Origin of the sequence: Aliiroseovarius sp. F20344 (assembly GCF_023016155.1) — a bacterium.
GTDB lineage: Bacteria > Pseudomonadota > Alphaproteobacteria > Rhodobacterales > Rhodobacteraceae > Aliiroseovarius.
The window spans coordinates 614,640-626,760 of record NZ_JALKBG010000008.1; the positions used below are offsets into that span (position 1 = coordinate 614,640).

The 12,121-nt window shown below is 52.4% G+C and carries 8 protein-coding genes and 1 tRNA gene; 2 read left to right on the forward strand and 7 right to left on the reverse strand.

Features of this window, described 5'->3' with window-relative positions; translation table 11 throughout:
• Positions 1-17: 17 nt before the first annotated feature.
• Together MWU55_RS11965 and MWU55_RS11970 are read left to right on the forward strand one after the other, a co-directional pair.
• On the forward strand, positions 18-1,679 hold the full coding sequence (locus MWU55_RS11965) for an iron ABC transporter permease (protein WP_246936404.1): 1,662 nt from the start codon (positions 18-20) through the stop codon (positions 1,677-1,679).
• A gap of 46 nt (positions 1,680-1,725) precedes the next feature.
• Positions 1,726-1,801 (forward strand) — tRNA-Thr (locus MWU55_RS11970).
• Between the two features lie 227 nt (positions 1,802-2,028).
• Here MWU55_RS11970 and MWU55_RS11975 read toward each other — a convergent pair.
• The 7 genes from MWU55_RS11975 to MWU55_RS12005 all read right to left on the reverse strand — a co-directional run bounded on the left by MWU55_RS11975 (position 2,029) and on the right by MWU55_RS12005 (position 11,932).
• Positions 2,029-5,745, reverse strand: coding sequence for a hypothetical protein (locus MWU55_RS11975; RefSeq protein ID WP_246936405.1), 3,717 nt, complete (start codon positions 5,743-5,745; stop codon positions 2,029-2,031).
• Between the two features lie 197 nt (positions 5,746-5,942).
• Positions 5,943-7,205: a hypothetical protein gene (locus MWU55_RS11980; RefSeq protein WP_246936406.1), complete on the reverse strand. Its 1,263-nt coding sequence runs from the start codon at positions 7,203-7,205 to the stop codon at positions 5,943-5,945.
• A gap of 109 nt (positions 7,206-7,314) precedes the next feature.
• Positions 7,315-7,536 carry a hypothetical protein gene (locus tag MWU55_RS11985; RefSeq protein WP_246936407.1) on the reverse strand — a complete coding sequence of 74 codons (222 nt, stop codon included), beginning with the start codon at positions 7,534-7,536 and terminating at the stop codon, positions 7,315-7,317.
• A 134-nt stretch (positions 7,537-7,670) separates the two neighbouring features.
• On the reverse strand, positions 7,671-7,889 hold the full coding sequence (locus MWU55_RS11990) for a helix-turn-helix domain-containing protein (protein WP_246936408.1): 219 nt from the start codon (positions 7,887-7,889) through the stop codon (positions 7,671-7,673).
• 107 nt (positions 7,890-7,996) lie between these two features.
• Positions 7,997-8,674, reverse strand: a complete 678-nt coding sequence (locus MWU55_RS11995; RefSeq protein ID WP_246936409.1) for a hypothetical protein — start codon at positions 8,672-8,674, stop codon at positions 7,997-7,999.
• Positions 8,675-8,729: 55 nt separating this feature from the next.
• Entirely contained in the window at positions 8,730-9,887 is a 1,158-nt protein-coding gene (locus MWU55_RS12000) for a site-specific integrase (RefSeq protein WP_246936410.1), read from the reverse strand.
• Positions 9,888-10,495: 608 nt separating this feature from the next.
• The gene (locus MWU55_RS12005; protein WP_246936411.1) at positions 10,496-11,932 is read right to left on the reverse strand and encodes a calcium-binding protein; all 1,437 of its coding nucleotides are present in this window, start codon (positions 11,930-11,932) and stop codon (positions 10,496-10,498) included.
• Positions 11,933-12,121: the final 189 nt, after the last annotated feature.

The window sequence follows — 12,121 nt, forward strand, 5'->3', positions numbered from 1 at the left end:
CAGGTTAAAGCCGGTATATGGTTGAGCAAAAGACTCGGAAAGATAAGGTGGGCCGCAATCGGTTGCGCCTAAACATTTGGTCTTTCGGGGCAATTTTGATTGCCGCGCTGGTCTTGCTGCCCATTCTCTCGATCCTATGGTTGGCGTTTACGCCCGAAGAAAATGCCTGGCCGCACCTGATGGCAACAACGTTGCCGCGTTATGTAATCAACACGATGGTCATCTCGCTGTCTGTTGGGTTTCTTTCGGCGGCCGTTGGAACAGGATCAGCCTGGCTGATCACCATGTATCGGTTTCCGGGCGCACGCTGGTTAGAGTGGTTGTTGCTCACCCCCTTGGCCATTCCTGCCTACGTTGGCGCCTACGCGCTTGTTGATTTTCTGGAGTATGCGGGTCCGTTACAAACCGGGTTAAGATCCCTGTTTGGATGGGAAAGCGCACGCGACTACTGGTTCCCAGAAATCCGATCTCGCTGGGCCGCTATCGTGGTGTTGGGTGCGGCGCTGAATCCGTATGTGTTCCTTTTGGCTCGCGCGGCATTCCGTGAACAATCAGCAGATGCCTACGAAGTTGCCCGTGCCTTGGGGGCAGGGCCCTTTGCACGTTTTTGGCGTGTTGGCCTTCCCTTGGCTCGTCCTGCCATTGCAGCCGGTGTCGCCATTGTGATGATGGAAACAGTGTCCGATTTCGGGGTGGTTGATTACTTCGCCGTTCAAACCCTGACCACAGGGATTTTCACCGTCTGGCTTGAGAGCCACAATGCCGGCGGGGCAGCGCAGATTGCCTTGGTCATACTTGGTTTCGTTTTCCTACTGGCCGCGCTTGAAAAAATCGGACGGTCGCGCAGCCGGTTTTACCGGATGTCCCGTCAAAGCCGCCCAGTTGAACCCCGCCAGTTGGATCGCTGGGGCGGAGTGGCGGCTTTGGCAGCGTGCAGCGTTCCGTTTATAATTGGCTTTGTATTGCCCGTCTCCGTGTTGGTTTCACACGCCTTGTCAAAACCAGAATACTGGCTGTCGAATGGGCTGGTGTCGGCACTGATCAACACGTTGACCGTGGGGTCCATCGCTGCGCTTGTCACCGTTCTGGGGGCTATGTTCCTTGTCTACGGCGTGCGCCTGTCCGGAAATATGCTTGCCCGGAAACTGATGCCGGTCACGACCATTGGCTACGCCGCACCGGGGGCTGTTCTGGGCATCGGAATACTGATTCCCATGGCGGCGGCAGACAATGCCATGGCAGACGGAGTGTTGGCCCTGACAGGCTGGGACCCCGGACTGGTCATGACCGGCACCGCGTTTGCGGTGATCTACGCCTATTGCGTGCGCTTCTTCGCGATTGCGCAAGGGGCCACCGACGCGGCGATCGAGCGTGTTTCGCCCAACATCCCGATGGCCGCCCGATCGCTTGGCCGGTCTGCGGGCAGCACCCTGTCCGAGGTCTATTTTCCACTAATTCGCGGGTCGGTCGGCACAGCGCTTCTGCTGGTCTTCGTCGATAGCGTGAAAGAGCTGCCCGCGACCCTTCTGCTGCGCCCATTTAACTATGGAACACTGGCCACGCGGGTCTATGAACAAGCCTCGCTTGAGCAGCTTGGCCAAGCCGCACCCCCCGCATTAATGGTGATCGCAGTCGGCCTATGTGCAGTCGCTTTGATGGCGCGCGCAAGCCGACGTTGAACTTTCTCTTGCACCTTCCGAAAGAAGCAATTAGATCGACCGAAGTGCCCCTATAGCTCAGCTGGTAGAGCAACTGATTTGTAATCAGTAGGTCCGCGGTTCGAGTCCGTGTGGGGGCACCATTTTATAAATAATATCAAGTGTTTGCCGCGTTCTACATTATGACTGCGTTTGGTTGGAAAAATCCGGAAGCATATCGGAAGCAGGTTTTGGGCTGTGGCAGGTGCGTTACGGTCAAGTGATAGATTCGACGCGGTCAAGCAGAAGCAGTTTGAACAGGAATTGCATTCTGGTCGGCATGTGGCAGCATGTGCCGTCAACATAGTCTGGGCGATGTGCCAGAATTTCTCTACTCTGCTCCGAGTTCCCGCCAAAGGGCAACTCGATCTCGAAGCTCTAGAAGCGAAATTTGTGAACCTTCTGGGCCCGAGAAGGTGAAGCTTCCGACACTTTCGAGAATTTCATTTATCCTAGCAAGCATATCGTCGAGCCGTGTCCAATCGCCTGCATCAGCCGCGTAAGTGGAGATTCCGACCACTACCTTTACCTCCATCAAGACAATTTCGTGATCCTCAACAAACGTGCCGCGTAACTCATTCAGCCTTGCAAGCATTTTGCCAACACGCGTCCAGTCGCGTGCTTCTACAGCAATAAACGAGATACCGGATGCCGCTCTTGCTACTCTCAACGCAATTTCGCGATCCTCCGCGAACGCTTCTCGCAGTACATCCAGCCTTGTAAACATGTCGTCAATACGTGCCCAATCTCCTGCATCCCCCGCAACTGTGAGAGCATTGGCCAAGGCCTTTGCTTCTTCCAGAGCAATTTCGCGGCTGTCTGGGAACGTGATTTGCAGAGTATTCAGTTTTGCTAGCAAATCGTTGACCCGCGCCCACTCGCCTACATTTCCCGCGCGTTTGGACAAGTTGAAAGTTGTCTTTGCAAATACCAGTGCAATTTCGCGATCTTCCGGGAATGCGCCTCGCAGCGTTTCCAGCATTGCGAGCAAATCGTCGACCCGTTCCCAATCGCTTGCGGCTCTCGAAAAGTAGGAGATGTTGACCGCTGCATTTGCCTGATTCAAAGCGATTTCGCGATGCTCAGGGAAAGCATCTCGCAGCGTTTCCAGTCGTGCTAGCATGTGGTCGACACGCTCCCAATCGTCTGCTGCTCCAGCATCGTTGGAGATGTTGAACGCAATGATTGCAGCAGTTAGAGCAATTTCGTGATCCTCTGGGAACACACCTTGCAGCGCATCCATCCTAGCAAGCATATTGTCGATACGCGTCCAATCGCCTGAGGCTCCTGCGTGGATGGAGATGTTGACCGTTGTTTTTGCCTCCTCCTGCGCAATCTCGTGATCCCTAGGGAAAGTTTTGCGCAGTGCATCCAACCTTGCAAGCGTATCGTCGACCCGCGTCCAATCTCCTGCAACCGCTGCATATTTGGTGATGTTGAAGGCTATCTGGGAGTCTGTCAGAGCGATCTCGTGATCCTTTGGAAACATACCTCGCAGTGAATCCATCTTTGCAAGAATATCGTCGATCCTTGCCCAGTCACCTACATCTCCGGCATAATTGGAGATGTTGACCGCTGTTTTTGCTAATGTCAGGGCAACTTCGCTATCCTCAGGATACACATTTCGCAACATATCTAGCCATGCAAGAATATCATCGGCTCGCGCCCAATCGCCCGCAGCTCCCGCGTACTTGGAAATGTTGATAGCTGAATTTGCTACTGCTAGGGCAACACTGCGATCCTTAGGAAACTCTTTTAGCAGCGCATGCAGTCTTGCGAGCATATCGTCGATCCGCGCCCAATCGCCTGCGTCTCCCGCGTGTTTTAAGATATTGGACGTTAGGTCCGCGAGCGCCACAGCAATTTCGCAATCTTTAGGGAATGCGCCTCGCAGCCTTTCCAGCTTTGCTAACATATCATCGACCCTAGCCCAATCGTCTGCATCTCCCGCGTAAACGGAAGTGTTGACCGCTGCATGTGCCATTCGCAGAGCAATCTCTCGATCCTCAGGGAATGCAGTTTGCAACGTTTCCAGCGCTGTAAGCATGTCATCAACTCTTGCCCAATTACCTGCTTGTCCAGCGTATTTGGCGATATTGTATGCTGACTTTGCCAGATCCAAAGACTGTCGGGTTGACGTTTTCCAGGCGGCACGATCAAACAGAGATTTGAATACTTGAAGTGCGGTTTCTTCGTCCAAACAATCGCTCGAAAGACCAATAGTCAGCCGCCCGAAACTTAGCAGAGCTTCATCTTTGCTAACCACTTGCGCGATCTCGGCTAGTTTGAGATCTACTAATCGCTTGGGAAAGTCCCTTGCCAATCGGATCAGGCTGATGATGGATTGATCTTCCCCACAAGACATCGCGCCCCCGACGAGGGCCGAGCGTTGTTCAAGAGACAGTTCACAGTTAGATAGTTGTTCCGAGAGGAAGAACTCTCCCAAAATATCTGGCTCCATTTGGGGCCAATGATTGCCACTATACCCGAATGCAGCCAAGGCGATGCTATCGTGATTTGGCGGGGTCGGTGGCAACCACTCACAAGCACCTTCAAAGTTCACTTTGCTCAGTTCACTAAGCGAAATACCTTGTGCTAATGTCACAATAGCCAACCCCATTTCGTAACGTCGGCGCATTCCTTCATTTGGAACCGCTTTTTCCCAAATGGTATGCCGATCGCGCTGGATGATCCCTCGCAACACACTTTCCTGCTCAAAGCTGTCAGGAAATTCTTGTCCGGACTTGAGGGCTTCGATGATTGCTTCTGCGACTGCAAGCGCGAAAAGAGGGCGAGGTGATGGAGCGGCAACCACCTGCCCACGCATCTCAACTGGAACTCTTCTTGGATCGACTCCGAGGGCTAGTTTAAGAAGCTTGTGTCCCACCGGAGCTTCAAGTCCTGCCGTTGCAATTCGGTGCTGCATTAGATTGACAATGTGCGTCGGTGCAAGCGCCAAGATAACTGTACCCCGAACACTGTCTCCGCCGAAATTATGCTGCTCGATAACCGGCTTATCGTTTGTCTCCGGCAGCATTTTGTCCGTCCAGCGTGCCTCCGCACTTCGCTCTAAGAGCAACACTCGCACGGGGAATTCGTAATTTTCCGCTTCGGCGCTGAATGCTAACAGAAGCCTATTGATCTCTAGCGGAACGCTTTGTGCATAGTCGATAACAATGAAAGTTGGTTGTCTCGGTCGCCACTTTTCTGGCTGATCGAATGCTTTTAAACTAGCGAAATCCAACTTGCCTTTATACCAGTGCTCGCTCAATTCGTTCCGAGTAAAATGATATGCCAGCCTTGTCTTACCTTCCCCGCCGGGACCGGTCATTAGCATCCATCTGAAATTAAATATCTTTCCCCCGAAAGATGGGTCTCCGGCAAACCTATGGAGAAGATCGGTTTCCTTTTCTCTGCCTATGAACTGATCAATTCCGGATGTATACTTTATCCGATCAAAAGCGGAGAGGCTGTCCGAATTGTTCACCTCATTTTGCCATCTCAGATTTGGTGCAATCAGTTCATTGAACTGATTTGCTAGATCATCCCGGAAATCTGATAAAAGGTTGTCTCCAAGCGCGGTAATTGAACGATCCAAAGCTCCAAGCTCTTTAGATGTGTGTAATGCAATCACCATCTCAAGTGGGGTAGCTTCATCTGCTTGGATACCGGTATCTAACTTGCCGCCATCATTGAGAACACTCAGCAATGAAGTCTTGAGTTCGTCCTTTGTTTTCTCACCATGCCGCAACTCGATAAGCTTCTGAAAAATGCCCGCTAGTTGTTGGTGCCGATCGATATAGGCCTGCAATCTGGACTTTATCGATCCCCCCAAGAAGCGCTCACACCCGCCTAGAGCAAACACGATCAGCCGATATACAATTCCCGGAGCTGGCACTCCGGCGTCTCTTATTTCCGCAACTAGTGCGGCTTTAACATCTTTGTCAGAGAGAAGCTGGTGAAGTGATAAACCTTCAACATCATCTGATAAAATTTCACTTACCAGCGCTTCTGTGGTGGCCGATCCTGTTACTTTGTCGTCTTGCATAAATATTCCCAAAGAATGTAATTCGCATTCTGATTGATTGGCGAATTTGGCGCAAGATAGGGATTGCTATTAAACTTCCGGGAACTGCCTCTTCCAATCTACTAGAGCCAACCATTGCAGTGCCCACGAAAGAAGAGCGCCCCATGTTACCTTACATAGGGCGCTCTCAGCAGTTCTCCATCTTATGTAACGTAACCTTACGTAGGCGGCTCGCGGGCTTCCCTTGTGAACACATACCGATCCTTGGCATCCTGCAACTGCTTGGCGGACCGTTCCGGATCATCCTTAACAACTTCGGTCATACGCTCTGCAATACCTTGGAACGCCACGGGCAGTTCCTCATGCTCCCAGCCTTCCAGCGCGGCCATTGTGATGCAGGTGCCGGTGACCTGTTTGAGCAAGCTTGCGATGTGTTCCTCACGGTGCACTTCCTTCATCGGGTTCGGGTCGGCACCGCTGCGCATCTCGATCAGGTCGTCATTCATCTCGGCGCAGACCACCTCCCAGAGCGGGTGGTTCGGCCAGCGCGCGCGGTTGGTGTCGTTGGGGTCGGGTTCGGTATAGCGGATACGCTCTCCTGACGAGCGGCAGAGGTCTCCGAACTGGTCAAAGAACTGCTCCCATGTGCGGATGTCCCAACGGTCTTTCAGGAGGCTCTTTCCCGCTCGGAATTCCACCCGCCAGACTTGGTTCTGGGCCGCTTGGGTCTTGTCTGGGGTCAGGGGGCCGGGAACATGGCCCCTATGTAACGTATAGGGGGCGTTGGTGTTCCCAACCCCACTACGTAACGTATGGTTCCAGATGTCCCACCAATGGCGCTTGCTATGGGCGATTACCTCGGACCGTTTGTTATAGATGATCACCTGCCGGTTGGTGATGCTGCCGGATGTGACGGACGATACCCAGCCGGATTTGCCATGCACGGCCACGTCCTCATAGGTGATGTTGTCACGGCGACCGGCGGCTGAGTGGGCGATCAAGTTGTTCGGGTCCAGCACCAACCCATTCACCAGCACATCGACGCAGAAGTCGGCACGAGAGATGCTAACGTCCTCCGGGCCATATCGCACCCCAAAGGCGCCTAGAACGCGCTCACAATGGGCCTTGGCGGCACCTAGACCATAGAGGGACATGAAGAACGACCCAAAGGACAGGCGGATGCCCCATTTGTCCCGCGCGTTGGGTTTCTTGATCGACCAGTTCGCGCCTTCCGGCCCGCCGTCCAACAAGAAACGATAACCCTTACCGCCATAAGGCTTCAGCAGGAACTCTGCGCCGCCATAGGAGATCAGCACATCTTTCTGCTCTTCCTCGGCAATCGCTTTCTGCGCTTCCAAGTATTCGAACAGTTCTGGGCCAATATTGGCCTGAATGGACAGGGCCAGAGTGTCAAAGCCCCGATGCAACACGGTATAGTCTTCCGGGGGTTCTGTATTTCCAGAGGGGGGTGCTACTATCACCCCCCTCTTGAGGCGCATGCCCTTCGACTGGCTGCTTTCGCTGGACGCGTGAGAGCCTCCGGCGGGGTAGCTTGTGTTTTGGGGCCGTGAGTTGAATTCGGTTTTCTGATTAGGCTTGGTCATTGGTTTTTCTCGCAATCCAGTTTTCGGCGCGTTCAGCGCATTTAGAGATGTTCAGAAGGTCGGCATGGGCAAAGCTCTGAGTGCTGTGCCAATCGCCTTGTGCGTCCTTGTAGGAGCGTGTGAAGTCGACAGAATAGAAGTTGTCATTCTTCCAAATCGTGGCTGTGATCAGCCCGACCCGGAATTTGTAATCTGGTAAATTACTCATGGATTTCCTTTCTCCAATTTATGTTGTTGGCAGGCATAGGAAGGGCGCAAGGTGGCGACACCTCGCGCCCCGTTTGAAAGCCTCTCGGCCCCAAAATCCCCACAACCGCTACCAACTGTTGCGGGGCAAAACTCTTATGTGTTTGGTGCTTGCGACGTGTTGGACACAGTGCGATCCGCAATCCACTTTTCCAGATCGGCACGGCGATACCGGATCGATCGGGCGGACACTTTCACAAAGCTCGGACCGCCACCGCGATGCCGCCAATTCTGCAAGGCCCGGACGGAATAGCAAAGGATCGACGCGGCTTCGCGTTCGTCCACTAACTGGCTGTTTTGATCTGCATTTGTCATGTTCACCTCGTTGTCGCTGTTTGCGTTGAGGTGAAAGTGCGGCGTAATGGAATTGTTCTGTAACACCACATAGGGAAAATTTTGAACCCTATGTGGTGTGGAATAAATTAGTCTTTTGTAATGACCCGATTGATGCGCCTCCCTAGGGCAATTGAAGTGCCGAAACTGTCCGGCAAAAACTCATCCAAAATTGCTTTTGCCATATGAAAGAATTTACCACTGAATTCATCAGAAGCGGTTTCGTCACGATAGCATTGTGAATGCGCTGGAAGCCCCGTTTCCGTTTCAAACAATGCTGCCAAGTCAACAAGAATTTGGTCTAGAGCAGGGTTTAAACTGCCCTTTTTAACACCTTTGGTCGTTTCGAGGTGATCAAGTTCTGCTTGGCATACTTCGAGAATTCTCTCGCTCGCGCGTTTTGCTTGTTGCAGGGTATCATCTTCGGGGGGTAACCCTTTATTTTTATTTAAGAAGTCGAACCCTTCCCACCTCTCATCATGCGTTAGGTGATCCAACTGGGAATTCAAATCGCGCTCGATTTCATCGTGCAATTGAGCCAGCGCGCTCAAGAAACCCGCAGTTTTATCACGAAGCCGAGAAACCTGCGTTCGGCGCTCCTTTCGCGTGATCTGTGGGGTGTTCGCCAAGTAACGTTCGTATCGGATCAAGAAATGAACCAACCTATCTTTGAACAGGTGAATTTCACGCCGTCCTTCTATGAGTTGGTGGAGCCTGTCGACAATTTCATCCGAAACCCGGTCGGCAATTTCTTCTCGTGAGCTCATTCCAAGCTAACATCTTTCAATTGGCTGAATACTGTTTGCCTACTTACTATTTGGTTTACGCCACACTTCCCAACGCACTTGCAAGTCGATTGGCAATTTGTCCCGCCGCTTTCTGCACGGCATCATCAGAAAGGTGCGCATAGCGTAGTGTCGTAGACAGGTTTTTGTGGCCGAGAATTTCTTTCAGGGTGAATGGATCAATCCCGTTCATCACTGCCACTGACGCATAGGTGTGTCGCAGATCGTGCACCCTGACATCAGTCAATCCCGCGCGTTCCCGGATTTTGCGCCAAGGCTTTTGTAAGTCGTTGTAGTAGCCCTCAGAGTGCGTTCCTAAGATTACATAAGGGTTGCCCTCACGGCGCTCCAATGTGTCCAGTAGTGCGCGAGCCTCGCGGGGCAGGGGGATGCGCCGACGACCGGTCTTACTGTCGGGCAACTCCAGATGCGTGCGGGTGACATAATCCCATTTCAGCTTCTGGATTTCACCAAGGCGACACCCTGTCAGCAAAAGCAAATAGAAGGCGGCAAATACGTACCGAGTGATTTCTTCGTTTTGCAGCATGTTCGCCAGAACCATACCTAGGCGTTCCTGTTCAACCTCGTCCAGATAGCGTTTCTTTTCTTCTTCTGGGTAGCGTTTGATGCGGCGTGTTGGGTTGGAGTTCATGGGGCGCAATCCCCAGTCCTCGGCAAGGTTCAACATCTTCGACAGGATCATGACCCCGCGATTGGCTTGATAGGGCGTTTCACGCCGTCTCAGGTGAAACGCTTGAATATCAGTGAATGTGATTTCAGAAACTTTGATGCCACCGAGAACAGGGTTCACGACACCGCGCAGCATGTTGCGATAGTCGTATAGGGTCGTTGGCTTGCAATGTAGCGCTACGTGGTCGGTCAGGAAGCGTTCTCCTAGTTCCTTGATGGTTGGGCTGCGCAGACGCGCCTTGCGCTCTGCTGAGGGGTCAGACCCGCGCGCTACATCTGCCTGCACTAGCTTTGCGTCCTTGCGGGCTTCCTCGGCGGTCAGTACGCCGTGTTGCCCGAGGTTCTTTCGCCGGGTCCGCCCATGCAGGCGGTACTGCACCACATAGACCCGCCGTCCGGTCGGATATATCCTGACCCCAAAGCCTGCCAATTCATCATCCCAAAGGATGCGCTCTTTGGGTTCTGCTGCTAGACTTTCGACAAGACGTTTGGTCAGTTTTGGCATCTTCTTATCCACTCCTAGCTGCGAAATCCGGAAGCATATCGGAAGCACTGTGCAGCGTTTCGTGGCGTCAGTGATGAAAGATCAGCGCGTGAAGTGTCAATAAATACTGTTTGAGTTCATGCATTTATGTCGGTTTGGCGATGATTGGAGAAATCCTGAGAAATCCCATTTTGGCCGTTTGTAATCAGTAGGTCCGCGGTTCGAGTCCGTGTGGGGCACCATTTCATCAGTTTCGCCCTGGGGAATGGAAGACGCTTCTTGCAACCCGATGAAGCGCTCCGCTCTTTTTCAAATCCAGTTTTGGTGTCGTTCGGCGGGTCTGCCACATGTTCCCACTCAACCAAACCGGTTTGCCATCTGAATACGAAGAGATTGACATGACCATGTCGCCAAAGGTGCTGCGTTACATCAGGAACAGGCTGGACGCCCAGTAAGGCGGAAAACTCTACCACAGACCAAGCGTGAACGCCTGGTCTGTGGTGGTTCTTTTCAACACGGTTTTCTGGTGTGCAATCCCGATCTGGCGTCGAGTCTAATCGGTACACCCGGACTAACGCTCTGCAAATCGCCCAGGCCGAACACTGTCTCGCCCTGGGCAAATGCTTGCATCAAAATAGGAAGTCGCCTGAATCCAATTCGTCCAGATAGACGTCCACCAGGGTCACTTTGTTGTTGCCAACCTTGATCACAACATTGGTGCCGACCTGCGAGGCATGGTTGTTCATCAGGTCATTGAAGCCTGTGATGGCCCCGATATTGCTGAAGTCGACCTTCTCGTTCCCATCAAAGGCGTCAAAGTCATTGATGCGGTCTTTACCGAACTGGCCTTTGAACACGAATGTGTCCGAGCCAGCTCCGCCCCACATCTTGTCGTTCCCCGGATCGCCATTGATAGTATCGTTGCCACCGTTTCCGCGGATAATGTCATTCCCTGCGCCACCAAACAGAGTGTCACCTAGTGAATTGCCATTGATGGTGTCGTTCCCTTTGTTCCCTTTCAGGGTATAAGAGTAACTGCCAACGCACGACAAAACATTGTCCCCGTGGCTGCCGACAACACTCGTGCCGTTATACGCGGTGACATTCTCGATCGAGATCAGTTTGTCGCGTACCGCTGTACCAAGAAAGATATTCCCTTTCGTTAAGTTGATCGTATGGCCCGATCCAAGACCGGATCCCACAAATGTGTCAGTTCCACTTCCACCATTGAAGGTGTGAATATTGCCGCCGCCGGTGAATTCTGTCTTGTTGAAGTAGTCATTTCCGGCACGGCCAAGGAAGGTATAATTGTCACCGTAATCTGAATAGAAATAATCAGTGTTGTCACTGCCTTTGAACTTTTCGATACTTGATACGGTATCGGTTCCTGTTCCATCGTAGACACTGTTGGTATCAATGACTACCGTGATCGAACTGGTCGCATTGCTATAGTCAGCAGTGTCCGTTCCCGATCCCCCATTCAAGGTATCGGCGCCTTTTCCGCCGGCGAGTATATCATTCCCACCGCCGGCATTGATCGTGTCATCCCCAGCACCGGTCATGATGATGTTCTTACCACTGGTGCCGGTCACATTGTCATTTCCGCGGCCGGTCAGGATGTTCTCGAAATTGATAAAGGACTCGGCAGACCAGTACGTGACACCGGTGGTCATGTTGATGGTATAGTTATCGTGCACGTTCGAGAGATCAAGCCAGTCAATGCCACTGCCACCGTCCAGCAACTCGGTCGCGCCAAAGTCGGTGAACCCGCCTACGAAATAGTCGTTTCCAGAGCCGCCATAGTATTCGCCTTCGCCGCTCGAAATAATCGTATCATTTCCAGCGCCGCCTCTGACGACATCATAATCTCCGGAGCCGTTGAGTCCGGCGTGGATATAATCATTTCCGGCGCCGCCGAGCAGCAGATCAGCACCGATGCCACCAAAGATTTTATCGTTCCCACCGAGACCGCGAATGGTGTCATCGCCACCTTTGCCTCGAAGTGTGTCATTCCCATTCGTGCCAGTGATCGTGTTGTTGGCACCATTTCCGTTAATTACAACCATAATTTAGTCCTCCAAGTATTTAACAATCCACAGGCATTTCTCTTTCGAGAAACTAATGGATCTTTTAAATTCGAGGGGTCATGTGTCCGGATCTAAAATAGTTGCCGGGCGTCTGAAAATATTAATAAATGTCCCCCACTCGGTACTTTTAACACAAATTGCGAAAAAATTTGACTATTAATTAGGCGG